The sequence below is a fragment of the Brevundimonas sp. GCM10030266 genome (assembly GCF_042666595.1).
Taxonomy (GTDB): domain Bacteria; phylum Pseudomonadota; class Alphaproteobacteria; order Caulobacterales; family Caulobacteraceae; genus Brevundimonas.
In genome coordinates, this window is the sequence record NZ_JBHTCY010000003.1 from 492,594 (window position 1) to 517,043 (window position 24,450).

At 63.9% G+C, this 24,450-nt stretch carries 24 protein-coding genes; 10 read left to right on the forward strand and 14 right to left on the reverse strand.

What is annotated here, in order from left to right:
• Positions 1–389: 389 nt before the first annotated feature.
• The 4 genes from ACFQQC_RS12105 to ACFQQC_RS12120 all read right to left on the reverse strand — a co-directional run bounded on the left by ACFQQC_RS12105 (position 390) and on the right by ACFQQC_RS12120 (position 3,475).
• Positions 390–1,412, reverse strand: coding sequence for an IS110 family transposase (locus ACFQQC_RS12105; RefSeq protein ID WP_376862647.1), 1,023 nt, complete (start codon positions 1,410–1,412; stop codon positions 390–392).
• A 203-nt stretch (positions 1,413–1,615) separates the two neighbouring features.
• Complete coding sequence (locus ACFQQC_RS12110; RefSeq protein WP_376862648.1) at positions 1,616–2,242, reverse strand: tyrosine-type recombinase/integrase; 627 nt, start codon at positions 2,240–2,242, stop codon at positions 1,616–1,618.
• Positions 2,243–2,385: 143 nt separating this feature from the next.
• Positions 2,386–2,685, reverse strand: coding sequence for a hypothetical protein (locus ACFQQC_RS12115; protein ID WP_376862649.1), 300 nt, complete (start codon positions 2,683–2,685; stop codon positions 2,386–2,388).
• Positions 2,686–2,755: 70 nt separating this feature from the next.
• The gene (locus tag ACFQQC_RS12120) at positions 2,756–3,475 is read right to left on the reverse strand and encodes a Crp/Fnr family transcriptional regulator (protein WP_376862650.1); all 720 of its coding nucleotides are present in this window, start codon (positions 3,473–3,475) and stop codon (positions 2,756–2,758) included.
• 127 nt (positions 3,476–3,602) lie between these two features.
• Between ACFQQC_RS12120 and galE the strand changes: the two genes are divergently transcribed.
• From galE to glf, 3 genes are read left to right on the forward strand one after another with little or no spacing between them, the layout of a single operon-like run.
• Complete coding sequence (gene galE / locus ACFQQC_RS12125) at positions 3,603–4,625, forward strand: UDP-glucose 4-epimerase GalE (RefSeq protein ID WP_376862651.1); 1,023 nt, start codon at positions 3,603–3,605, stop codon at positions 4,623–4,625.
• A complete protein-coding gene (locus ACFQQC_RS12130) occupies positions 4,622–5,932 on the forward strand; it encodes a family 1 glycosylhydrolase (RefSeq protein WP_376862652.1) in 1,311 nt (436 codons plus the stop codon). The genes galE and ACFQQC_RS12130 overlap by 4 nt, the downstream gene beginning before the upstream one ends.
• A gap of 19 nt (positions 5,933–5,951) precedes the next feature.
• On the forward strand, positions 5,952–8,318 hold the full coding sequence (gene glf / locus ACFQQC_RS12135) for a UDP-galactopyranose mutase (protein WP_376862653.1): 2,367 nt from the start codon (positions 5,952–5,954) through the stop codon (positions 8,316–8,318).
• 4 nt (positions 8,319–8,322) lie between these two features.
• On the opposite strand, the gene ACFQQC_RS12140 is transcribed toward glf, so the two are convergent.
• Positions 8,323–9,039, reverse strand: a complete 717-nt coding sequence (locus ACFQQC_RS12140; RefSeq protein WP_376862654.1) for a Crp/Fnr family transcriptional regulator — start codon at positions 9,037–9,039, stop codon at positions 8,323–8,325.
• A gap of 124 nt (positions 9,040–9,163) precedes the next feature.
• Here ACFQQC_RS12140 and ACFQQC_RS12145 point away from each other — a divergent pair, with 124 nt between their 5' ends.
• Entirely contained in the window at positions 9,164–9,373 is a 210-nt protein-coding gene (locus ACFQQC_RS12145; RefSeq protein ID WP_376862655.1) for a hypothetical protein, read from the forward strand.
• Between the two features lie 3 nt (positions 9,374–9,376).
• Here the strand turns inward: ACFQQC_RS12145 and ACFQQC_RS12150 are convergent, their stop codons facing one another.
• The 3 genes from ACFQQC_RS12150 to ACFQQC_RS12160 are packed head-to-tail and all read right to left on the reverse strand — an operon-like array spanning position 9,377 to position 11,814.
• Positions 9,377–9,652: a DUF6894 family protein gene (locus ACFQQC_RS12150; protein WP_376862656.1), complete on the reverse strand. Its 276-nt coding sequence runs from the start codon at positions 9,650–9,652 to the stop codon at positions 9,377–9,379.
• A gap of 23 nt (positions 9,653–9,675) precedes the next feature.
• Positions 9,676–10,620, reverse strand: a complete 945-nt coding sequence (locus tag ACFQQC_RS12155; protein WP_376862657.1) for a manganese catalase family protein — start codon at positions 10,618–10,620, stop codon at positions 9,676–9,678.
• An 18-nt stretch (positions 10,621–10,638) separates the two neighbouring features.
• Complete coding sequence (locus ACFQQC_RS12160) at positions 10,639–11,814, reverse strand: alpha/beta fold hydrolase (protein WP_376862658.1); 1,176 nt, start codon at positions 11,812–11,814, stop codon at positions 10,639–10,641.
• A gap of 212 nt (positions 11,815–12,026) precedes the next feature.
• Here ACFQQC_RS12160 and ACFQQC_RS12165 point away from each other — a divergent pair, with 212 nt between their 5' ends.
• The 4 genes from ACFQQC_RS12165 to ACFQQC_RS12180 all read left to right on the forward strand — a co-directional run bounded on the left by ACFQQC_RS12165 (position 12,027) and on the right by ACFQQC_RS12180 (position 13,839).
• On the forward strand, positions 12,027–12,224 hold the full coding sequence (locus tag ACFQQC_RS12165) for a hypothetical protein (RefSeq protein WP_376862659.1): 198 nt from the start codon (positions 12,027–12,029) through the stop codon (positions 12,222–12,224).
• 127 nt (positions 12,225–12,351) lie between these two features.
• Positions 12,352–13,425: an alpha/beta hydrolase family esterase gene (locus ACFQQC_RS12170; RefSeq protein ID WP_376862660.1), complete on the forward strand. Its 1,074-nt coding sequence runs from the start codon at positions 12,352–12,354 to the stop codon at positions 13,423–13,425.
• A 19-nt stretch (positions 13,426–13,444) separates the two neighbouring features.
• Positions 13,445–13,639, forward strand: a complete 195-nt coding sequence (locus tag ACFQQC_RS12175; protein WP_376862661.1) for a hypothetical protein — start codon at positions 13,445–13,447, stop codon at positions 13,637–13,639.
• Complete coding sequence (locus tag ACFQQC_RS12180) at positions 13,639–13,839, forward strand: hypothetical protein (protein WP_376862662.1); 201 nt, start codon at positions 13,639–13,641, stop codon at positions 13,837–13,839. The genes ACFQQC_RS12175 and ACFQQC_RS12180 overlap by 1 nt, the downstream gene beginning before the upstream one ends.
• A gap of 72 nt (positions 13,840–13,911) precedes the next feature.
• Here the strand turns inward: ACFQQC_RS12180 and ACFQQC_RS12185 are convergent, their stop codons facing one another.
• The 3 genes from ACFQQC_RS12185 to ACFQQC_RS12195 all read right to left on the reverse strand — a co-directional run bounded on the left by ACFQQC_RS12185 (position 13,912) and on the right by ACFQQC_RS12195 (position 17,083).
• The gene (locus ACFQQC_RS12185) at positions 13,912–14,181 is read right to left on the reverse strand and encodes a hypothetical protein (RefSeq protein ID WP_376862663.1); all 270 of its coding nucleotides are present in this window, start codon (positions 14,179–14,181) and stop codon (positions 13,912–13,914) included.
• 114 nt (positions 14,182–14,295) lie between these two features.
• Complete coding sequence (locus tag ACFQQC_RS12190) at positions 14,296–14,796, reverse strand: ferritin-like domain-containing protein (RefSeq protein ID WP_376862664.1); 501 nt, start codon at positions 14,794–14,796, stop codon at positions 14,296–14,298.
• 352 nt (positions 14,797–15,148) lie between these two features.
• Positions 15,149–17,083, reverse strand: a complete 1,935-nt coding sequence (locus ACFQQC_RS12195; RefSeq protein ID WP_376862665.1) for a pentapeptide repeat-containing protein — start codon at positions 17,081–17,083, stop codon at positions 15,149–15,151.
• A gap of 226 nt (positions 17,084–17,309) precedes the next feature.
• On the opposite strand from ACFQQC_RS12195, the gene ACFQQC_RS12200 reads away from it, so the two are divergent.
• Together ACFQQC_RS12200 and ACFQQC_RS12205 are read left to right on the forward strand one after the other, a co-directional pair.
• Positions 17,310–19,361 carry an AAA family ATPase gene (locus ACFQQC_RS12200; protein WP_376862666.1) on the forward strand — a complete coding sequence of 684 codons (2,052 nt, stop codon included), beginning with the start codon at positions 17,310–17,312 and terminating at the stop codon, positions 19,359–19,361.
• Positions 19,358–21,286: a UvrD-helicase domain-containing protein gene (locus tag ACFQQC_RS12205; RefSeq protein ID WP_376862667.1), complete on the forward strand. Its 1,929-nt coding sequence runs from the start codon at positions 19,358–19,360 to the stop codon at positions 21,284–21,286. The genes ACFQQC_RS12200 and ACFQQC_RS12205 overlap by 4 nt, the downstream gene beginning before the upstream one ends.
• Before the next feature lie 190 nt (positions 21,287–21,476).
• On the opposite strand, the gene ACFQQC_RS12210 is transcribed toward ACFQQC_RS12205, so the two are convergent.
• Genes ACFQQC_RS12210 through ACFQQC_RS12220 form a run of 3 tightly spaced genes read right to left on the reverse strand, consistent with a single transcriptional unit; the run spans position 21,477 to position 24,159 of the window.
• Positions 21,477–22,436, reverse strand: a complete 960-nt coding sequence (locus ACFQQC_RS12210; protein WP_376862668.1) for a hypothetical protein — start codon at positions 22,434–22,436, stop codon at positions 21,477–21,479.
• Positions 22,436–23,521 (reverse strand): helix-turn-helix domain-containing protein, encoded by a 1,086-nt coding sequence (locus ACFQQC_RS12215; RefSeq protein WP_376862669.1) that lies wholly within the window; start codon positions 23,519–23,521, stop codon positions 22,436–22,438. Before ACFQQC_RS12215 ends, ACFQQC_RS12210 begins: the two co-directional genes overlap by 1 nt.
• Before the next feature lie 2 nt (positions 23,522–23,523).
• The gene (locus ACFQQC_RS12220) at positions 23,524–24,159 is read right to left on the reverse strand and encodes a hypothetical protein (protein WP_376862670.1); all 636 of its coding nucleotides are present in this window, start codon (positions 24,157–24,159) and stop codon (positions 23,524–23,526) included.
• Positions 24,160–24,450 lie beyond the last annotated feature (291 nt).

Here is a 24,450-nt window from a genome sequence, read left to right on the forward strand (position 1 = left end):
TCAGTTGAGAGGGAGTGCGCCGGGCGCCCCAGCGCAAGGCCGCGACCCATATGATAGTTCGGCCTTTACAATACCGCCGTGCCGAGGGTCTTGCGTGAAAGTGAACCGCCGTCTGCAATGCGCCATGTGTGGACGGCTCCCCGTTGGCAAGGGTGATCTGACGTTCTGCTGAGCTGGTCGGTGCGGCCATGTGTTCGACCTGTTGGTGCGGTACGCATGACCGCTGGCCATAATGCCTTCCGCGAAGACGGGTCCCGACCAAAAGCACGCGCTCGAGGCGCTCTGGCGCAAGTGGGTTTTCCCGCCTTCCGGTATCGACCGGCTGTCGCATTACATCCTGTCCGCCCTTCCCAAGTTCGTCGGCCTCGGCGCTGAGCCTCGACCTGTCTTTATGCCGCCAGCGGCTCTCTGTAGCGCTCGCCCGAGGTCATGATCGCCCAGACCATTCGCGCGGTCTTGTTGGCGAGGGCGACGGCTGCGACCTTCGGCGTTCGCCTTGCGAGCAGTTGGACCAGCCACGGCCGGCGCGTGCCGTTCCGAACGGCGTAGCGCACGACAGCCAGAGCGCCGACGACGAGCATCTGTCGAAGGTAGCGATCGCCCTGCTTGGTGATCCCGCCGAGCCGCTCCTTGCCGCCGCTGGAGTTCTGCTTCGGGACGAGGCCGATCCAGGCCGCGAGATTGCGACCGGTCTTGAAGGCGCTTGGATCGGCGATTGTGCCAACCAGAGCGCTGGCCAGCAGCGGGCCCACGCCGGGAATCTCCATCAGTCGGCGCCCGATCTCGGTCGATCGGGCGTTGGTGCGGATCAGTCGGTCGGTCTCCAAGACCTGCTCGTTCACCAGCTGCAGCTGCGCAGCCAGCATGGCGAGACATCCTCGAGCCTCGACCGGAACACGCTCGTCAGCCGCATCGTGAACCACCTCGATCAGCGAATGCAGTCCCTGCCTCCCGACGGCGGCGGCCATGCCGAACTCCGCCATGTGGCTGCGGATCGCGTTCGAGATCTGGATGCGCTGGCGGATCAGGATCGACCGGGTCCTGTGCAGCATCATGACGCTCTGCTGTTCCGGCGACTTCACCGGCACGAAACGCATGGTCGGCCGGGTGACCGCCTCGCAGATCGCCTCCGCGTCTGCCATGTCGTTCTTCTGGCGCTTCACGTACGGCTTCACATAGCTCGGCGGCATCAGCCGGACATCGTGGCCCAAGCCGATCAGCTCGCGCGCCCAGTGATGCGCCGTTCCGCAGGCCTCGATCCCGACCAGGCAGGGAGCCAGCTTCTCGAAGAACTTCAGCAGCCGCGCTCGCGTCAGCTTCTGTCGAATGACGACGCCGCCCTCAGCATCGACGCCGTGCACCTGGAACACCGACTTCGCGATGTCCAAACCAATCGTGGCTACATGTCCCATGGCTCTCCTCCAGCTCTGCCGGAGGCCTAACGCCGCCGGTGGGTTGGAGAGCCGTCCACAGCATCACAAGCGGACATTGGCAGTCCGGCGGCAACACGACATTCAGACGGACCTGCAGGGTCTGCTTTACGGCCCATAGGTTAAGGCGGTTTCCCACCCAATGCAGACTGAAACCGGGTCCGCTGAGCGAACCCGGGCGAGTGTCAGAGGTCGATTTGCTCGGAGAGCTCTAGAGCGTCGTCGACTTCAATACCCAGGTAGCGGACGGTGCTCTCGAGCTTGCGGTGACCGAGGAGCAGCTGGCAGGCTCGGAGATTCCCGGTCTTCTTGTAGACCAACGAAACCTTCGTCCGCCTCAAACTGTGCGTCCCGTACGCCGCTGGCTCTAAATCGATCAATCGAATCCATTGATCGACCAGCCGTGCGTACTGGCGAGTGCCGATGTGAAGGCCGGCGCGGCTCCGGCTCGGAAAAAGCCAGTCGTCGTCCCGTTGCCCTCGAACAACCAGCCAAGCAGCTATGGCGTCGCGGGCCGGCTCTGTGATCTCGAAAGGCACCGGTCGTCCGGTCTTCTGCTGGATGACGGTGGATCGGAGCCTCAGTGAACCGCCCGGCGCGACGTCACTCACGCGGAGCTTCACCAAGTCACAAGCTCGGAGTTTTGCATCGAGCGCGCAGTTGAACATGGCGAGGTCGCGCACGCGCTTGGCGACCTTTAGCTGCTGTCGGATCGCCCAGATGTGCTTCGGCTTCAGCGGAGCCTTGGGGCCGATGAGACGGCCCGCGTTCCAAGGCCGACGAGGGATGAGGAAAAGGTCAGACTGGCGCATGGCCAACCTCCCACGGATGGCCTCCCTGCCTCCCAAGATAGTACTCCTGTTCCGTCACGCCTGCGCCAACTGCGCTCATGCGGTCGTTGACCGCGAGGAGACATTCCGCGCGAGAGCCCGAGATCTGCGTTTGGAGGTGGCGCCTAGCGAAGATCATCCTGTTCGGCATCGACCCCGCGGCGTTCTGCACGGGCGGCTTTTCGGTTGGCGCGAGCCAGCCTCTTGTGTCCGAGTAGACCGACGAGGAAACCCGCGACGCCCAGAATCAGAATGAGCGGCCAATGCTCCAATGGCCTCAGGCCGTAAAAGCCGCTGATGATGAAGTCGCCACCCACCGCAACGACAGCCACGCACAAGCCGGCCATTGCGGACCGTCCCGAGGGGGCGGGCGCATAGCGATGAGCCCGTTCCTCGGCGATGTTCTGTCTGTTTTCCTCGTCCATGAAGTCTTCCCGCAACCAACCGCCGAAGCTTGATCTCTCGCTGGCCGAGCACCGGCAGACCAGCATCCATTCACGCCGCCGCGAGTTCCAGCCTGCTGAACTGACGACAACCACAGGCCGTCAGAGCCAGGCGCGCGGCGTCAACAACCCGCACCTTGCCTCGACGGGTTCGCGATCCTCCGTCCTGTTCCAGGAGACGACAGGAGGCGTTCACTGTGGTTCGCCTGAGGCTGAGCAATCCCCCGACCTGTTCCTGGGACATCTGGATCTCGAGCCCCGGAACGGCCTCATGGACCGCCAGAAACAGATCGGCGACGCGAGCCGTTGAAAGATGACGGACAGCGCAGATCAGTCTGCGTTCCAGCACCACGCGCCGGTTGTCGGCAGCCTCCAGCAGATGCACGAGCCCTTCGGGTCCTGATCGGGCCCGCCAATCTTCAAGCGCGACCCGGTAGATTTCGCCGTCCGTGATCCACTGACCTCGCACCGGTCGACTTCCACCGCTGACGACCCATCCTCCGGGGCCGAGAATTTCCGCCGCCACGCCGGTGTTCATGACGAAGGTGGCCAGGCAGCCCGACACCACGACGGTTACGCCGCCGGCGTCCAGGAGCAACTCCCCTGCTTTGACCGTTTCCACCACGCCCGAGGCGAGCGCTTGACGGCGATGTTCGGGAGGCAAGGGTGCAAACGCCTGCCAGAGCCGGAGCGTCTCGCTTCTAACGACAGTGGACGGGCGGGTCGGCGCGAGATCAACGAAATCGCGCGGAAGATGTTCGGCGAATGTCATCTCCTACCAGTGAGCGCATTGCCGACCGGGCGCATTCACATAGGTGAACGCGCCCAAAGACCGATGGCCGACTTTCGGAACAGTGGCCTGCGCACGCGCTTCTCCGTCCACGGCGGAGTATCACTTCATGACGATAAAGACCGTTCTGGTCACCGGCGGCGCCGGCTACATCGGTTCGCATACAGCCAAGGCCCTGGCGGACGCAGGCTTGCGTCCGGTTGTCTATGATGACTTCAGCAACGGGCATCGGGGGGCCGTGCGCTGGGGCTCGATGGTCAACGGCGACGTGCGGGACCAGACGCGTCTGACCGAAGTCATGGCGAAGTTCGAGATCGACGCGGTCATCCATTTCGCCGGTCTTATTGAAGTCGGACGGTCGGTGACGGCGCCGGAGATGTTCTGGGACATCAACCTGAATGGAGTCGCCGCCGTTCTCGGCGCCATGCGCGAAACCGGGGTCGCCAGGATGGTCTTTTCCTCGACGGCGGCGGTCTACGGCCAGCCTGCGGGTGATGGGCAGGACCGCCTGTCGGAGGAGGCTACGAAGGCGCCTCTGAACCCCTATGGCGACAGCAAGCTCGCCGCCGAGCGTCTCATCGCCGCCCACACCCGGGCCTATGGTCTGGAAGGCGTGGTGTTGCGCTATTTCAACGCTGCGGGCGCCGACCCGTCAGGATATCTGGGCGAGGCGCACGCCTGCGAGAGTCATCTGATCCCCCTGGCGATCGAGGCGGCCCTGGGCCTGGGACCGGCCCTGACCGTTCATGGCTCCGACTATCCGACGCCGGACGGCGCCTGTCTGCGGGACTATGTGCATGTCTGCGATCTGGCGCGCGCTCACGTCCTCGCCCTGACCACGCCCTTGGGGCCGACCCGGTTTGACGCCTTCAACCTGGGTTCGGGCGTCGGCCATTCCGTCCTGGAGGTCATCGCCGCGGTCGATAAAGCCACTCGGCGAACCACGCCGTTTGCGACGGGACCTCGCCGTGAAGGCGATCCCGCCATGCTGGTGGCCGATCCTTCCCGTGCCAGGGCCGTCCTCGGCTGGCGCACGGAACGTTCTTCGCTGAATGACATCGTCGCGGATGCCGTCGCCTGGCGAAAGGCGCCCAGGTTCGGATTCCACCCGATCGTGGAGGCGGTCGCTTGACCGGTGCGGATCTTCAGCTGTGGGGCGGCGCGGAGTGCACCGTCAATCAGGTGGGCGACCGGACGTTCGATCAACTGCAGCTGACCGGCCACGATGATCGGCCGGGAGATCTGGACCGGTTCGCCGACCTCGGTCTGCGCAAGCTTCGGGTCGCCATTCTGTGGGAGCGGATTGAAATCGCTCCGGGCATCTTCGACTGGAGTGCAGCGGACACGATGATGACGCGCCTTCAGGCGCTGGGCATCCAGCCTGTTGTCGGTCTGGTGCATCACGGGGCAGGCCCCCGCTGGACAGATCTGACCCAGCCGAGTTTCAGGGATGGATTGGCCGCTCATGCCGCGCGTGTCGCTGCCCGCTATCCCTGGGTGATGGACTGGACGCCGGTCAACGAACCGCTGACCACGGCGCGATTCAGCTGCCTTTACGGATTGTGGCGTCCCCACATGAAGGACGAGACAAGCTTCTGGACCGCCTTGCTGATACAGATCGAGGCCACGATCGGGGCCATGAAAGCGATCCGCGCCGTGACGCCAGGCGCGCGTCTGATCCAGACCGAGGATTTCGGCCGGACCTACGCCACCGCGCCCTGCGAAGCTCAGGCCACCTACGAGAACGACCGCCGGCTGATGACCTGGGACCTGCTGTGCGGACGGGTCGATGAAACCCATACCCTTCACACCCATCTGGCAGGCCTGGGTCTGGCCGACCGGCTGCGGGCGATCCTTGAAGAGGCCTCTCCCCCGGATGTCGTGGGTCTCAACCACTACGTCACCAGCGATCGCTTCCTGGATCACCGGTTGGATCGGCATCCGCAGCAACTGCATGGCGGCAACGGCTGGATCGCCTACGCGGACACGGAAGCGGTGCGCGCCTCCGCAGACTGGACGCCCGGCTGGAGCCGTGACCTGCGCCTGTTGCATGACCGGTACGGCCTCCCGGTCGCCATCACCGAATGCCACCTCGGCTGTGACCCGGCCCAACAGGCGCTCTGGCTGAACCAGTGCTGGCGCGCTGCGGTGGAGGCGCGCTGGTCAGGCGTGGCTGTTGAAGCCGTGACGGTCTGGGCGCTTGTCGGCTCGGTCGGGTGGGACCGTCTGCTGACGGAAGATCACGGCCGCTACGAAGCCGGGGTGTTCGACGCCGCACGACCCGGTGTGCTGGAAACCGAACTCGGCGCCGCTGTCCGCCGTCTCGCCAGGGGACAGACACCGCTCGCCGATCACACCTCGGGCTGGTGGGAGCGGTCCGATCGGCTGCGGCTTTCGCCGGACGCTCCTCTCTGCCTACCCCAGACCCTCGTCGCGTGATCACACCGGAAAGACGCTCATGACCGTTTCATCACCGCCCACCTTTGCTTCCGGGACCCGCGTCGTTTCGCTGCCCCGCAAGGTTGCCGCCCTCTCGCCCATCGTCTGCCTGTCACACCTGCGGTGGGATTTCGTCTTCCAGCGACCCCAGCAGCTGATGACCCGGTTCCGCGTCGATCGTCCCGTCTACTACGTGGAGGAACCCCTGCCGGCGCTTGAGGGCGCTGAAGCCTCGATGTCCCTTCGCGCCTGCCCGGACAGCAGTGTGATGATCGGGACGCCCCTGATACCGGCTGGCCTGACCGGCGACCCGCTGACTGCAGTGTTGAAGACACTGCTCGACGACATGCTCGCCGCCGAGGACGTGCGCGATCCTGTGCTCTGGTACTACACCCCCATGATGCTGCCGATGTCCCGGCACATCAGCGCTTCGGCTGTCGTCTATGACTGCATGGATGAGCTGGCGAACTTCCGCTTCGCACCGCCCGGACTGAGGCCGCTGGAGCAGGAACTGATCGCCCATTCGGACCTGATGTTCACCGGCGGCTACAGCTTGTTCGAGGCCAAGCAAAGGCTGCACCCGGATATTCACCCCTTCCCGTCCAGCGTGGATCGATCCCACTTCGAACAATCCCGGGTGATCCCCGCAGGCACGGGGGAACGTCCAAAGCTCGGCTTCTACGGGGTCATTGATGAGCGGATGGATCTCGACCTGATCGCCGCCGTCGCGGACGCCCGACCGGACTGGACCCTAGTCATGGTCGGCCCTGTGGTGAAGATATCGGAAGACGACCTGCCGCGTCGGCCCAATATCGAGTACGCCGGGGCGAGGGACTATGACGTGCTGCCCGCCGCGCTGGCGACCTGGGACGTCGCGCTGATGCCGTTCGCCATCAACGAGTCCACCCGCTTCATCAGTCCGACCAAGACGCCGGAATATCTGGCCGGGGGGCGCCCCGTCGTCTCCACGCCTATCCGGGACGTGGAGCGCCACTACGGCGACCTTGCCTCTGTCTGGATCGCCGACACGCCCGAAGCCTTTATCGACGCCTGCGACGCGGCCCTGGCCATGGCGCGTGGCCAGTCGTCAGACTGGCTGGCGGAGATCGATACGGCGCTCGCGGAGCTGTCGTGGGATCAGACGCTGTTGCGCATGTCGGCCCAGCTGGATCGCGTGCTGGCTCGCCGGATCCCGGATCATGCGCCGTCCCGGGGTCCGGTCCGTCCCGCAAGCCCCAGCAAGCCACGTTATGACGTGCTGGTGGTCGGAGCCGGATTCGCCGGCGCCGTTATGGCGGAGCGTCTGGCGGCCGACGGGAACAAACGGGTGCTTGTGATAGACCGCCGCGACCACATCGCGGGAAACGCCTGGGACCATCCCGATGCCGCCGGTGTGATGATCCACGAGTATGGCCCGCACATCTTCCACACCAACTCGGTCGATGTGTTCGCCTATCTGTCGCGCTTCACCCGTTGGCGCCCCTATGAGCACAGGGTCTTGGCGCAGGTTGGCGACGCCCTCGTGCCCATGCCGATCAACCGTACGACTCTGAACGCCCTTTACGGCCTCAACCTGAAAACCGACGACGAGGCAGCCGCCTTCCTCGCCTCCCGCGCTGAGCCGGTCGAGGTCGTGCGCACGTCCGAGGATGTCGTGGTCTCCGCCATCGGGCGGGAGCTCTACGAGACCTTTTTCCGGGGCTACACCCGCAAACAGTGGGGCCTCGATCCGTCGGAACTGGACAAGTCCGTCACCTCGCGCGTGCCGACCCGCACCGACACCGACGACCGCTACTTCACCGACGCCTTCCAGGCCATGCCGCTGGAGGGCTACACCAAGATGTTCGAGCGCATGCTCGACCACCCGAATATCGAGGTGCGGACCGGTGTCGAGTTCCGCGATGTGATGGCGGAGGTCGCCTACGACCACCTGGTCTTCACCGGGCCTATTGATGAGTATTTCGGCTTCCGCCACGGACGCCTTCCCTACCGTTCGCTGAAATTCCGTCACGAGACGCTGGATCAGCCCAACGCCCAGCCGGTCGCGACAATCAACTTCCCCGACGAGGCCACGCCCTACACCCGGGTCACGGAGTACAAGCACCTGACAGGGCAAATGCACGGTTCGACCAGCCTGACGTGGGAGTATCCGGCGGCCGAGGGCGATCCCTACTATCCGATCCCCCGCCCGGAGAACCAGGCGCTGTTCAAGCGATACGAAGCCCTTGCGGCCGCCGAGGCGAATGTCTCATTTGTCGGACGGCTGGCGACCTATCGCTACTACAACATGGATCAGGTGGTCGGGCAGGCGCTCGCGACCTATCGAAAGATGCCGGGCCTGGGCGAACGCACCATAGATACGATTGAAGCGGCTGCAGGCGGGTGAGGGCTCAGACGGGCTCGCTGTGCAGTCGCAGGTAGGCGGGATCAAATTCCGCCAGCGCCGCGAGCCTGTCCCAGTCCATGATCTCAACCCGACCGTGCGACCAGGTCAGCAGGTCCATCGTCCGGAGTTCCGATATCAGGCGGTTTACGTGGACAGTCGACTGGCCAAGCACATCGGCCAGCACCGCCTGTGAAAGCGGCACCTCCAGAACATGATCTGACGCCTGACGTACGACTTCCAGCCGCCGGTAGAGTTCGCACAGAAGGTGCGCAAGATGCGCCAGGGCCGTTCTGCGGCCCATGGAAGCGATCCACTGCCGATGGATCGCCGCATCAATCACGGTGTCCAGCCACAGCAATCGCGTCAGGTGGGGATGATGCTCGGTCAGTTGTCGCAGCGCGACGTGCGGCGCCGGCACGATGACACAGTCAGTCAGGGCCACGACCCCGTGGTCCATCTGCTTCATGACGAAGCTGTGCAGGTCGATGAAATCGCCGCTGATGTTCAGCTCGGTGATCTGACGACCGCCATCCGCGAGCGTCGAATAGCGGGCGGTGAATCCACTGGCCAGTAGAGTGCTGTGGTCCGGATGATCGCCCTCGCGAACGATATCCGTGCCAGCGCGAACCTCACGCGGGCGCCCCAGCACCTGACGAAGGGCGATCAGTTCCTCGGCGGACAGCGCATCGCGCCGCCCCAGCTTGTCGATCAGACGTTCCAAACGGCCCTCGCTGACAGGTCAACGTCTGTCAGCCCATAGGCGTTGCCCCAGATCCATACGTTCACATAGGTGAATGCGCCCATCGAAGCGTGGCTCTAGGCTCGCGTCTTTCGAGGAACGTGGAATGCCCATCTACTTCTGCTTTGTGCAGGTCCACCCGGGCGGTGTCCCGGAACTGCGCCTCCTTGATTGCAAGGATGACGGCGAAGTTGCGCCGGGGCTGGCCGTGGCGCTGATCGAATGGCCCCAAGCTCATCGCGTTGAGGTGACCGATGGTCAGCGCGTCGTGCTGATCGCGACGGGCGTCGAGATCGACGGCCTGCGCACTCCCTGATCCTCAAACGCCTTCGTCATGATCGATCCGGGCCAGCATCTGCCGTGCCAGATCGGCGGACATCTGTTGCGCGTGCAGGCCTGTTATGACGGCTCCGTTCTCATCCGTGCAGATCAGGCTGAAGGGGCCGGCCTCCCAGAAGTCAGATCTTCCATCCCGCAAGATCTCGCCCATGACTCTCAACGCGTGCCGTCGCGCAGCCACGTCATTCGGCAACGCCTCTCCTTCAACGTCGCGAACCGGACGCCCGTGCTGCAGGTGGAAATGATAGTGCAACATGAGACGCCCGGCGATTTTCGCGATCAGTCGATCAGAACGGTCGTCTTTCCGGCCCCGGGACCCGCGCCCAGATCCGCGCCTGTGACCGGGTTCGCATCCGGATCCGAGGCCGTCCGCAGCGCGAACGCGTTCACACTGGCCTGGTCGGCGGGTTCGAGGACCACGGAAGCCGAGCCGTCACCGCCGTCGACAGCGGTCTGGTCGTCTTCGTCATCGACGTACTCCCACTGCTCGCCTTCATTCCAGGGACCGCGCTCATTCCCCTCGCCCTGCGACAGGTCATAGTATTTGTCGCTGAACTCCGGCAGGCCGCCGATCTTGCCCGCCGGGAAGTTGGGTTCGATGGCGTACAAGGCCTTCTCGAACGACTTCTGGTGCGCGACCTCGCGGGTCATCAGGAAGAGCAGGGCGTCCTTGATACCCGGATCATCGGTCACATTGATCAGCCGTTCGTAAACGATCTTCGCGCGGGACTCGGCAGCGATGTTGGAGCGCAGATCGCAGACAGGATCACCGATGGAGTCCACATAGGCCGCCGTCCAGGGAAGGCCGGCGGAGTTCACCAGCGCAGGAGCGCCGCCGTACAGGATGGACGTCGTGTGGCTCTCACCCCGGTCGTTCAGGGACAGATAGAGATCGGCCTCCTCCAGCGCCGCTTCGGCCATCTTCCCCTTGGCGCCGCGGTTGAGCATGGCGACAATGGATCCGATGACCTCGAGATGGCTGAGTTCTTCAGTGGCGATGTCCAGGAGCATGTCCTTGCGGCCCGCATCCTCTTCGCCCAACGCCTGGGTGAAGTAACGCATCGCCGCTGCCAGTTCGCCCTGTGGTCCGCCAAACTGTTCGAGCATCAATGTGGCCAGGCCCGGGTTGGGCTCAGCAACGCGCACCGTGTACATGAGGCGCTTGTTATGGATAAACATTTCCGGGGGTCCTGAGGGGGTGATGGTTCGGAAACCGAAGCCCACCTCCCCCTGTTCCGAGAGTCACACAGCAGACGTTCGCGGCTCCAGATTAGGAGCGGCAGCGTCGAACGGGCTCGATGCAGGCAGCCCCTCCATGAAGCGGGCAATCGCGGCGTTGTAGATCTCGGGGCGCTCAAGGAAGCCCATGTGATTGGCGCCTTCAACGGCCTCGAACCGGGCGTGGGGCACGGCCTCGACAATCTCCCGGCTCGCATTCAGGCAGGTGACGATGTCCAGTTCTCCCCCGAGAACAAGGACCGGGACTTTCAGGTTCGCCAAGCCCGCACCCGCATCCCATCGGAACATGGCCATATTGCCTTGGGCCAGCACGCCGGGCGGGTTGCGGGTCGCCAGCAAGGTGTTGTGTTCAAGCTGACTGCGCGTGACATGCCGACCGAAACCCAGACGGTTCGCCACATGAGCCGAGCCGCTCAGATACCCCTGCCAGGCGCCCGCCCAGGCCAGAGGTTGCAGCCAGCCTGCCAGTCGCATGATCGGCTCGATCACCGGACGCCGCAGCCCCAACATCAGCTTTGACAGGATCATCGTCTTCAGGGGATTGGTATGGGTGGTGTTGATCAGAACGACGCCGACAACCTCTCGTCCGAACAATTCCGGATGATCCCGCGCGAGGGTCTGGATCGTCATTCCGCCGATGCTGTGCCCGACCAGTACGACGGGGCCGCCGACGAGAGTGACCACCGAGCGCAGGCTTTCGGCCAGAACCTCAAGGCTCAGGGAGCCTTTGAGCCTCGAGCGCCCAAGGCCCGGCAGGTCCCACAGAACCAGACGGAAGCGCTGACCCAGATCACGACGTGCATAGGACCAGATTGTGCTGTCCAGCCCCCAGCCGTGCGTCAGAATGATCGCTGGGCGGAGTTTCGGCCCATGCTGCTCGACATAAAGCTCCGCGCCGCCGGGACCGGGAACCATCTCGCCCTCGCCTCGCTCCGGCCGGGTCGCGTCCTGATCCCGACGCGCCAGCAGCGGCGTAATCAACCAACGGCCGGCGAACGACCACGCCAGCACGGCGAGCCCCGTCCATAATCTCCAGTCCTCTCGCACAAGGACGAGGGCTCCGGTGTCTTCAGGCCGCATCTCGCCGTGACGCCAGCTGAACAGCAGGTAACCGGCGAGCGCCAGCACCGCGAGTGAAAGCCAGCCCAGAACCAGCCGGACGAGTGGGATGAGGGGCATGGTGATCCTTGTCCCGCACGGGAGGTGGCGGGTCTGCCCGCCGTAGAGGAAGGCGCACGCTGAGCGTCAGCCCGCCCCCTCAGTTCCTGTGTGTCGGGTTGTGGACCCTGGTTTGCCGGTGGGGAGTCGCTTGTCAGACTCTCGAAACAGAGCCTGCGAAGAGGGGTTAGGCATCCAGCGCATCGTCGCCCGCCTCCTGAACGGAACCCCCTATGACCTCGGACGAACGCATGAAGATGGAACAGGGCCAGTTGGCCCTGGCTCTTGTGATGGAAGATTTCCAACGTCGGGTGGAGCGTCAGGAGGCGAGCGAGCAGGATCTCTCCGCGTTGATGTCAGCGGCGCTGGATCGCTTCCCGCCTGAGTTCCAGTCCGAGCTCCGGGCCGAGCTCGCCGCTCGGTCCGCCTGATCCAGCTGATGCTCCTGCCCTTCACGGCCCCGGTCTCGCGTCGCGAGACACCATGCTGCCTCCCGCTTCAGGCAGCGATCCAAGAGGATCCCTGTCGTCAAAGGCTATCAGGGTTACGGAGCTTCCGATGACCAGCCTTGGCCAAACCCTTTCGATTTTGAAGAACGCCACGCGGCCACGATCCGACGATGCGGTCGCATCACGGCTGTCGGTCGTTCCCGACTTTGGGGACAATCCCGGTCAGTTGATGATGAAAGCCTATGCTCCCGCGGGCCAGGCGCCGAAGGCCCCGCTGGTCATTGTTCTGCATGGCTGCACCCAATCCGCCGACGAGTACGCGGTTTCCTCCGGTTGGCTCGAGCTCGCGGACGCCTTTGGTTTTGCCGTCGTGGCTCCCGAACAAGCACGGGCCAACAATCCCAACCTCTGTTTCAACTGGTTCGAAGTTGCGGACATCCGTGCGAAAGGGGGCGAAGCTGAATCCATCGCGCACATGGTCTCGTACGCCCTCCGGAAATGGGACCTCGACCCATCGCGCGTTTTTATCGCGGGGTTCTCCGCCGGCGGCGCGATGGCCGGCGTCATGCTGGCCACTCACCCGGACCTGTTCGCGGGCGGAGCCATCCAGGCGGGCCTGCCCTACGGGGTCGCCAGCTCGGTCGCCGAAGCCTTTCAAGCCATGACAGGCCTCACCCGTGCTGACGGCCTTGGGCAGCGTGTGACACGAACCGGTTCACCCGCCGGACGCTGGCCGACCGTTTCGGTCTGGCATGGCGAGGCGGATGGAGTCGTCAGACCCGGCGCCGGAGAAGCCGTGGTGGAGCAGTGGCGACAGGTGCATGGCGTGGTCGGCGCGGGCGCATCCGCACGGACAGCCGGAGGACGCATCTTTCAGGTCTGGTTTTCCAATGACGGTCGCGCGGTCGTGGAGCATCACCGCATCGAAGGTCTCGGCCATAGCGTTTCAATCAGCACGCGACCGGGCGAGACGTTCGGGGGGCCTTCGCGCTACACGACGAACACGGGCGTCGCCTCGTGCCTTGAGATCGCCCTGAGCTGGGGCATTGCCGAGAGGCTTTCCGAAGAGGCGGGCGCCTCAGCAGGATCAGAGCCTCTGTTGAAGCCCCATCGCCGCTCGCCGGCGCCTGCCGCCTCGACCCTAATCAATGAAGCCCTGCGGTCTGCAGGCCTCCTTCGCTGAATCTGTACCGGAGAACCATATGACCGACGCTGAACGTATCGAAGCCCTTCTGAGCCTGGTCGACCCGGACCTCGCGCTGGACGAACGCCATGGTGCCGAACTGGTGGTTCTGGGTCTGGCAAGCGGGGGTTCCAATGGGCGGGCCTATCACCCGACAACGGCGGGCTGGGTTCTTCTCGGTGAGAAAGGGCGTCGGTTCCAGCCGGCGTGGTAGTGACCGTTTCGCTTTCCCTGATTGACGCCGCACTGGACGCCCGATGGCGCGCTGCCTTCAACGAGCCGCTCCCCATGCTCGGCTCGCCGGAGATCGCGCGGGCTATCCTGGATGCGCACGACGGCGCGGCAATTGAACGACGTCTAACGACCGGCATTGAGCCGGCGCCCCTCAAGATCGACAAAAGGACTGAGCCATGAAGGAATCCAAAGGCAAGGCCAAGAAGCCCGGACCACCCAAGACCAACGCATCCCAGCCGAGCCTTAAGGGTCTCACGCCGTTGGTAAAGCCCAAGAAATGATCGCGGCCCTACAAGCCCACAAATCCAACTGCGCAACACGGCGGATCATGGTCGCGAGCGTTATGTTCCCGTAATATTGCAACGGGTTGAGAGCCACGCGGTTCAGACCTTCATGACTGACCCCGATGAAATCCCCCAGCTTGAGGCCAAGGCCCGGAAGGCGCGCGCCTTGGCCTATGCGACAACCGATCCCATCACCCTTGATATCCTGAATAACTTTGCGCTTGAGTGCGAGGAACAAGTTCGGAAGCTGAAGTCGCCCCCACACTGACGACACTGCGTGGCCCGTCCGCAACGGTCTCTTCGACCCTGCATTTCGAACGGCCCCATCCTTCCGGACGGGGCCGTGAATCAATCAGGATGCCGGGGCGAGGGCTTCCGCGTTGACCGCAGCATCCGCGATTGCGGTAAGATCATCGTCGGTCTGGGCCTCTTCCTGGAGCGTTTCGTCCAGAAGCCTCGCGGCGTCGTCGAGTCCCAACACCATCGCCCAGCGCTTGAGGGTGCCGTAGCGGGTGATCTCGTAGTGCTCCACGGCCTGGGCAGCGGCCAGCAGGCCGGCGTCCAGCGCCGCCGTGCCCTTGTACTCTTCCGCGATCTCGTCGCCCTCAGCGAGAATGCCCTCGATCGCGTCGCAGGTCTTGCCCCGCGGCGCCTTGCCGATGATTTCAAACACCTGCTGCAACCGTTCGATCTGCCCCTCGGTCTGCTCCCGGTGTTTTTCGAACGCCGCCTTCAACTCCGGCGACTGCGCAGCCCGAGCCATCTTGGGAAGTGATTTCAGGATCTTCTTCTCTGCATAATAGATGTCCTTGAGAGTATCGTGGAACAGGGTGTCGAGTGTCTTGTCGGCCATGATGAGTTGTCCTGAGAGGCGCGATGCGCGCCGCCTCTTCAAGACGAGGATAACGCCGCCCGTTCCGAGAGTCGGGGGCGCGACACTTCGCCGATCCAAGTCAGCGTTGCGCCAAGAGCGGTCTTGGGCTGGTCGCCCGATACCGGACATTCAGCGCAGCAACCCGAAGTCTGCTCTCGACCCGTACTGACCTTCGAAGCGTCCGCTTGCGCCCGCAACCCGTCCGTGATCCGAGAAGTTGACCCAACAGGCGACCTCAATCCGAGGAGCCTCCAAGTTTTTTACAAGCCAGGGTCCCGCCAGTGAATGCCGGGACCGTGCCGAGCGACAGTTACCCGACCGATCGCCCGCATTAATTGATCTGGAACCGCCGCCTCGCCGCCAGCGCCACGAGGAACAGTAGGACGCCGGCGAGGAAGGACTGTACCGACGAAATCAGGCGCGTCGCCAGCGCGAACCCCGGGCTGTCCCTGAGCAGCGCGTATTCCATGGCCTGAGCGACAGACGTCGGCTCGCCAGACCCGAGCGGTTTGAGGTTCCAGATACCGAACAGATTGACCATCGACCGGGACGATAGATTGGCCGCCTCGATCCATGCCCGGTGGGGCCAAGCGGGTGTGACTGAATACTGGAGGGATTCCGTCCCTGTCATCGCGGCCAGCCCGAAGTAGACGCACGCGCCGAAAGCCCAGAGCGCAAGGGCGGCGGCAACAGGACGGCGGAACGAAGCCCCGTAGTTGGAACACAGGCCGAACAGCCAGGACAGCGATCGCTCCACGCTTGGAGTGGTAGTCTGCTGCCGTCGCGAGACGAGCTCGTACCTGAACAGGGCCTGCTCCAGGTACCGGTCCCTGACGCCTTCCGCCGCCTGCTTGAGAGCGCGGAAGCCGTGCTCGAGGCCTAGCCGCTCCTCGTCGGTGTCCGCGGCCCTGATGATGGGGATCATGCGACGGTCGTTGGTGACGAGATCGCGATCAAACCGGATCTCGCCCTTGAACATGGCACCGTTGAACGCCGAGAAGGCGGTGAATGCGATGCCGCGAAAATCGACGAAGCTGTCAAAACGCGTCTCCTTGAACGCGCCCTCGTGGTCACCGCCAACTCCTTCCCAGATCACGTTCCGAAAGTCGGCCGGTCCCTGGAAATGCGCCCGGGCGAAACTGACCAGGTTTTGGAAGGTGACGTCATCGAAGCCGACCTTTCCCCCGAACTCCGCGCCATGGAACATCGGCATGGACAAGGTCGCTTCCGCGAACGACAGCGCGCGTCCCCAGCGGGTCTCCGTGAAGCTCGTCGAAAGACCGGTTTTGACGAGTGAAAAGTCCGCGTCCCTCTCGACGGACATGTAGTCGCCCTCGAGCTGTTCGCCTTCGAAGCCGGAGACGCTGAGGGCCCCGCCGATCTTCACGCTCTCTAGGGACAGGTCCCCTTGGACGTTGCTGATCCGGAGATCGTCCGCGATGCGCGACTCCTCAAGGCTCAGTTGGCGCGTGGTGATGCCGTCGAACTGCACTTCGTCCCGGAAGTCATCTCCGTTAAAGCTTACGCCGCCCGGGCACGTGATGGCTTCTGCGGAGACCGCGTCAGCGCAGGTCAGACGGGCGCATTGAAGACGGCCCGCGTCGATATTCGCGAACGTCATCGCCCCGGCCACGACGCCGCTTGACAGCCGGAGGTCCATCCCTTCGGTCACCCCGGCCAAGGCGAAGTCGTCGTCGACGAACACCCGACGCAGATGCAGGTTCTTCAACGCACGACCGCGCAGACGTCCTTCTCCGAGGTAGAGCCTTTGTCCCTTGATGCAGGCTTCCGACAACCAGATGTCCGGCAGGACGTCGAGGATCGCGCCGTCCATCGGGAGGCCGGGCGCCGTCGTATAAGACAGGAACCTCGGGGGTTTGCCGCCAGACCGCTCGGTGCTGACCGGGAGTTCTTTAGGAAAGCGCTTGAGGGCGGCGTCGATGGAGCGGTCCATCGCATCCTGCTCCTCCCACATCCAGGCGGATTTGGCGGGCGAGCCATCCTGCCACACCAGCGGCGTATGTACCCGCGTATACTCCTGCCCGTTGGGCGCCGTCTCGAGACGGTGTTCCTCCTCGCGCCAGATATCCTGTAGAGTTGCGGGACGCGTGCCGCCGACTTGCCGCCGGTTGCGCGTGAACTGGTCGTCGGGCGTAAGAAACCATCCGGCGACCCGGATATTGGCCAGTCCGTTCCAGGAATAATCCTGTCGCCACCAGCGCCGCCACCACTCCGCCCGCAGATCCGCGATGCTGTCCGACTTCATTTTCCCCGCCCCTGTGTGCCCGATCTGGCGTCGGTTCGTCGCCTAGCTCATCTACGCCATCGCTCGCGCCTATATGCGCAAACTCTGGAGCGGCCAGACCGATCAAGGTCAGCGCAATTTTAGAGGCGGCCAAGCTGTTGCCTTTCAAACGCCCAAGCCACACAACCGTTAGGCGATTAGTTCCTTGGACGCCACTCCGACAGCGTTCTGAGACAGTGGGGCCTTCATGTACATCGACCAACTCACAATCTGGAATTTCCGCAGTTTTGGGGCGACCGCGCCTGAAGTCACCGATAACCCCGGCACTTCGGCGACGATCGTGAAACTGGATGCGGCAGCGAGCGTCTTCATCGGCCGCAACGGAGCGGGAAAGAGTTCCTTGGTCCAGGCTCTTCTTCGACTGTTCGGAGAGACCCGCGATGAAAGAACCCTTCAACCAGCCGACTTTTTCGTGCCGCCCACCGAACGACTGGAGAGCCAAACGCAGCGGCGATTGTTCATCGAGGCGTCGATCCGGTTCCCGGAACTGGCAACTGACGATCCGGCCGCGGAGAAGACCGTCCCACCTGCCTTCCGCCATATGATCATCGAGAAGGCCGGCGAGATTCCCCAGGTCCGGATCCGGCTCGAGGCAACCTGGCAACTCGCAGGCACCTTGGACGGCGTCATAGAGGACGCCCTCTATTGGATCCTGAGCGACGACGCCGGGCCTTTCGGCGATGTTGATCCTTCACTGAAGAAGAAACTCTCCGCTGCCGAACGGGGCCATGTCCTCGTCAGATATATCCCCGCTTCACGGGATATCACGGTGTTGACGCAGCTGACCGTTAAGAGCCTTGGCCGGAGCCTGATGCGATCTATCCGGTGGGAGAAGAAGGCCGAGATCGACGCCCTGATCGCCAAGGCGGCCGAAACGCTCGATGCTGAAGGTGCCATCACCCGCGTGAACGCGGCGATCAACGCCTGCTGGTCGCAACTGAACACCGCCGAGACCGGGACAACCGCCAGTCTGTCCATCCTTGCCCCGGACCTTCAGCAAATCGTTCGAACGGCGACGATCATGCTGACGCCTTCCGCGACCGGCAGGCTCATGACCTTGGAGGACCTCAGCGACGGACAGCGGTCACTCTTCCACTTCGCACTGGTCAAGGCCTTGCTCGATCTGAAGCTGGAACTCGAAGGCGAGGTCGACGACGATCCGCCGCCGCCGTTCCAGTCTGAATTCGCCCGAGCTCCGGCCCTGACCCTCTTCGCCTTCGAAGAACCCGAGAACCACCTTTCGCCTTTCTTCTTGTCGCGGCTGTTGAGCGAACTGGAGAAGCTGACAAAAACCCCGCGGGTTCAGGCAGTACTCACCAGCCACGCGCCTGCGATCGTTGGGCGGATCGAGCCTTCGGCGATCCGCCACGTCAGACGCGCGCAGACGAGCGGGGTCTCCCACGTCTCCGCGCTCGCCCTTCCCACGGACGATGCCGAAGCCGCCAAATTCGTCCGCGAAGCCGTGCGCGCCCACCCAGAGATCTACTTCGCGCGCCACGCCATTTTCGGTGAAGGCCCGTCCGAAGAGATTGTCTTGCCACGACTGGCCGAGGCGCTCGGCGTGCCGATCGATCGGTCCTTCGTGGCTATCGTTCCCATTGGGGGGCGTCACATTCAGCATTTCTGGCGCCTAGTCGATCAGCTCGGCATCCCACACACGACCCTGCTCGACGTCGACATGGGTCGCAGCACCGGCGACTATCAGCAGTTCCGATCGGCGGCGACCGCCTTAAAGGCTTCGCGCAGACCTCTCCAAGGACTCACACTGCAGGACGTCGACACAGCGCTGACAAATACCCGCCCGGTCCTGGCAGCGGGCGCACCCGTGGATACAGCCAACATCTTGAAATGGGCCGCGGCATTCGAGAGCCAAGGCATCTTCATGTCCGGCCCTCTGGATCTGGACATGCTGATGTTGTCCGCCTTCCCCACGGCTTACAAGACCTTGCCTGCCGGTGCGACCGGACCCCAGTCGCCGGATGATCCGGCGCGCAAGTTGACGGCAGCGCAACGCGTCCTCGGCGAGGGCGGCTTGGGCCCGGCCGCCTACGTCAGTCTTTCCGAAGCCGATCTCTTTCCCTGGTATGCCTATCTCTTCCTAGGTTCCCGTGGAAAGCCCGCTGTCCACCTCGCCGCCCTGGGCAATATCGATGACTTCGACATCGAGCTCTACTGCCCCGCCGTTCTGTCTCGGCTAATCGCCCATGTGAAGACATCATTGGAAGCGCCTCTGGCATGACCTCAGCGGCGGATTGGGCGCCGGTCGGCGTCGCGGGTCTGGAGCCCACAGCCTTGGACGCTGTACGGGCTACCACGAGCATGCTCGTGGTAGCGGGCCCCGGCACAGGCAAGACCGAGCTTCTCGGGCAGAGGGCCGCCTTTCTGCTTCAGACCGGCGGCTGTCGCCACCCTCGCCGGATCCTGGCCATCAGCTTCAAGCGGGACGCGGCGACCAACCTTCGCGAGCGCGTCGAACGCCGTTGCGGTCCCGCCCTGGCGCGCCGCCTTGACTCGATGACGTTCGACGCCTTGGCCAAACAGTTGCTCGATCGCTTCTGGCGCGCCCTGCCCAACCATCTCGCCCTACGCGGGCCCTACGAGATCGCGCCCTTTCTCAAGCGGCCGGAGTTCGAAGACATCCTTCGCGGCGCGACGCTTGGTCTAGAAGACCCCAATCATCCCGCCTATTGGTCCAAGACACAGATCGGCAAAACGCCGACCGCCGCGGGCGTTCAGGGCGTTAGCCTGGATGGCTTCACCAAAGCGGTCCAAGGGATGAACCTGCACCCCTTGGCGATCGCCGACCACGCGCAATTCCTGCAACTGGTCCAGCTCCGCGCCGCTTTGATCCAACCCACGCCCCGTTTCGGGTTCCCAATGATCGGACTGCTGGCCCGGGCCGTGGTCCATGCCAACCCCGCAATCCGACGCGCTATCTGCGCGACCTATGGCCACGTATTTCTCGACGAGTTCCAGGACACAACCTCGGTTCAATACGGCTTGATCGCCGAAATCTTCAAAGGGTCGGCTGCGCGGCTGACGGCCGTTGGCGACGACAAACAGAGGATCATGGGATGGGCGGGGGCCCGCTCGGACGTTTTCGCCGCCTTCGAAGCGGATTTCTTGACGGGCTTGACGGCGTCGGCGCGGGTCAGTCTGACGCGCAACTACCGCAGCAATTCCCGAATCGTTCAGGTGCTCAACACCCTGAAAGCCAACTTGGCGCCGTCCGAGCCGGACTTCGTCGCGGCGCGACCGGCGCCGAAACTCCCGCCCGAGGACCTCTGCGCGATACTGGTCGCCTCTGACGAAGGCGCGGAAGCCACCGCGGTAGCCGACAAGGTCGCGCTGGCGATCGCCGGCGGAGCGCCGCCTCGCAGCATCGGCCTGCTGGTCAGGCAGAAGGCCGGCGATTGGGAGGAGCGCCTGAAGGACGCTTTCGCATCGCGCGGCATCGCGTTTCGCAACGAGGACCGGGACGTCGGAGGCGCGACGATCCAGGATCTGATGACCGAAGCCTATTCCAGGATCGTCCTTGATCTTCTGGAACTGCTCACACGCCGCCACGGCGGTGCTCTGTGGTCCACGGTGATCGGACATCTCGCGACCGTGCGCGGGCTTGTAATCGACGACGATCCTTCGGTCGAGACGGAGCTGGCGACCCAACTGGATGTGTTCCACCGGGCGAACCGCATCTCGACCTCGGCCTCGGCGACGCCCGCGGAGGTTGTCGGCAAGATCGCCGCGATCGAGAGTTTCCTGGGTGTGGCCGCGCTCCGGGCCGCGGCGCCGCAATATTTGACCGGTGATCTCTTCGACCGCGTCCGCCGGGCCACGGCGGCTTTCCTGAGCGAATCCGCGGCAGGAAACGCCGACTGGTCGATGGTGCTGACGCGATTCAGCGGTCTTGATCAAACGCCGCTTCTGACCATAACCAAGAGCAAGGGTCTGGAGTATGATCTGGTCATCCTGCTGGGTCTGAACGATCAGGAGTGGTGGAGCTTCGACAAAGACCCCGCTGAAGGCCATTCTAACTTCTTCGTTGCGGCGTCACGAGCCCGCGAAAGGCTGCTGATGACGCGCTGCGGGACTGACCGAAGTTTCAAGATCCGATCGATCTTCGACCTCCTGACCGCCGCCGGTGTCAGCGAAATTCGGGTCTAGGCCCAGGGATCGCTGCGGCCGCGATCGCGGAGGTCAGACAGGCCGAGACCTTGATCACGCCGGGGACGAAGCTGCGCCGATCCGCGCACGCCCGCCGTTGCACAATGCAGACCGTTGCTTAGGTTCGGGGGCGGATCATCTCGATGGGCAACGCGGAGATCGGCCCCCGATCCTTGAGGTCTCGCGACGTTCATCGCTCCGCGATCGGAAGGCCGGTGATTGCCGCGTAGGGCTCCGTTTCCAAGTTGAGCGCCGACAACTTGGTCTTCAACGCCGCCCGAAGGTCGAGCGGCTGGGCAAGGACCAGACGCAGATCATAGCCATGCATGAGGAAGACATTCTTCCCGGGGTTCTGCTTCAGCAGCGGCGGGACATTCTCCGACCAACCGTTGATCGACAGGAACAATCCCATGGTCTGTTTGCCCGACCGGTTGACCTGGCCGACCAGCCCGTCCAGCTGGCGAATATCCGCTAGCTTTTCGCGCCAGCGGCATTCGAGGAGATAATGCCAGCCGTCGAACTCGAACGCCGCGTCGATCTGCTCGCCGCCATGGTTGCGGGTGAAAGACCGCGTGACGGCTATCCCGTGCAGGTCAAACACTCGGTTGAGAAGATCCTCCAGCAGGAGGCCTCGGCGCTGCGGCGTCTCCGACGTCGCGGTAAGATGGTCGAACATGGAGAGCAGAAGCGGGCTGCCAACGTGGACCCTCGTCCCATGTTCGGTGCGACGCAGGCGCTCCGCCGCCTCCCCGCGCCGCAACGCCGCCTCACGTTCACGCGCCTCGGCCTCGATCATTGAGCCGTTAAGTTCCCTCGCCTTCTGGACCGTGGCGCGCGCCTCGAACTCATTCGCGGCAAGATGAAAATCATCCCATCCGGCCGCGAGCGCGATCAAGGCTCGCAAGACCTCGCTTTCGCGTCCGTCTCGTTTCAACTCCTCAAGAAGGATACCCGCAGCTTCGCGCTTGGAAGCCTTGCCTCCCGTCGCCGGATCGCGCGCGGTGAGGAAGCGAAGGATGGCCTCCTCCTCGACGCCGGCCGGGCGCAGCAGGCGGGCGGCTGCGCCCTTCTTGAGATTGACCAAGGTCGCGACGATCTGGATCGCGAGCCGTCGGGCTTCGATGGCGTAGCCTGGATCGGACGCGTCCATCAGGTCACCAGCTTAAGAGGCGGCGAACCGCGCCGGGCGCCATGGGGCTCGATCTCATTGGTGATGCTGGTCAGGACGAGGCCGAACACGAGCTTGTCCAGCTCCTCGACATCGATCGACAGCTCTCGGGCGACATCGTATTTAGTCAGCCCGTCCTGCCTCAGCGCCGCGAAAATCTTGCTCGTCAGCTGGGAAAGTTCGCGGGGAGCGCCGCGCGGTTCGCGGCTTCGGAATCCTCGACGGGCGATGTCCACCGCCAGGCTGCGATAGTGCCACTCTGTCAGCAAATTCAGATCGTGCAGTCGGTAGGCCAAGGCCGAGACGGAGACGATCCAATGCCTCTTATAGTCAATCAGGGTATCCACGGTGGGCATACGCGGAGCGGTCGCCATGACGCTGCCCCGCGGCATTAGAAAGGCCGAGGCGAATCGGTTGGCCTCCTTTTCCGGCTCGCGTCCCTTGGGCTCATCGTGGCGGTGCAGTACCAGGTGCCCCAGCTCATGAGCCGCATCGAAGCGGCTACGCTCCGCCGACTTCAGGGTGTTGAGGAAGACGAAGGGCAGCTTGGCCCGCCACAGCGAGAAGGCGTCAACCTCGGCGGTGTCCTCGGCCATGGAGAAGACGCGCACCCCCTTCGCCTCTAGCAGGTGGACGACGTTCTTGATCGGTTTCTCGCCCAAGCCCCAGTGCTGGCGCAGTGTCATTGCAGCGGTTTCCGGATCCTCCTCGCGGAGATCGGGCAAGTCCGGATCCGGCAGAGCGAACCGTGCCTCCATCCAGTCGTTCAGAAGGAATGCGACCGCGCCAGCGGCGAGTGCCGCTTCCCGGTTGGCTGCACCCATCCGCGCCATCGATCGGAAGCTCGCGGTATGCGGGGAAGGTTCATGAAGCGCCTCGCCCTCGAAGAAGGCGGGCGGGAAGCGCAAGGTCTCGGCGATCCGATCAAGCGTTTCGGGGCGGGGCTCGAAATCGCCGCGCTCATACCCACTGACAGAGCGCACATCCACCCCGATCGCTTCGGCCAAACGCGTCTTGTTAAGGCCGCGCCGTTTACGCGCCACCCGAAGGCGTGAGGGATTGAACACAATCAGGCCCGGCGAGCGATCTCGACGTCGATGTCCGGACCGAAGTCCGGCTCCGGCATCACGAAGCTGGGATCGATCGACTGGCTCGGCAATAAAATGCGTTCGCGCCAAGCGTCGATGTGGCCTCCGTCGTCGAGATAGACCGGGAGCGACAGTTCGGCCCGGAGCTGATCAGCGTCACAACAGAACAGCAGGACCCAAGTCAGAACTTTCGAGTCGTCCGATTTCGGACGAGCGAGGGTGTCGGGGAATAGGTCCAGCTGCGCCGCGTTTACGGAAACGGCCGCAGCCGTCCTGGGGCCCTTCGACCGTCGGGTCTTCGGGATGGCGTCGATGCGGCCCGTGCCAAGATCACCGGACGACACGGCGATCCGCATCTTGCGCTCCGGATGTTCGGCCGTCGAGAAGCCGCTCTCATCGCTCCGTGCCCAGCCCGCCGGAGCCAACCCTTCCCGAAGGGTGCGCAATGTCTCATTCCACTGATAGAAGCCACCCGCGATCGGGGCGTCGTTCGCGGTCCGCGATATCCGTGCCAAATAGCCCGCTTGAACGGCGCGCAGCAGCGGTTCAACCGTCAAGTCGAGCGTGCTGAGAGCGGCTTCGATGTCCTCGGGCGAGTGGTGGACGGCGACAAGCATGGGCGATTCTCCAACTTCCGATTTTTGTACATCATCTGAGGTCGCGAAACAAGAAGTGGATGCTTGCCACCAATGTCGCGCTGCCCAAGGTCGGCTCCTCAAGACCGCTCGATCTATCCAATCTACCGCAGCCGAAGAGCGGACGTTGGCAACGTCTCATGAGAGTCACGAGCGGCCGTTCACCCCGTTTGGCGCCAAGTACTACAGGGGGAGGATAGTGAAGGCTGCTTCTGACTGAGGCCGTGTAGAAACGCGCTGAGCTACAGGGGCGCGGATGTGGCGACGAGGCGC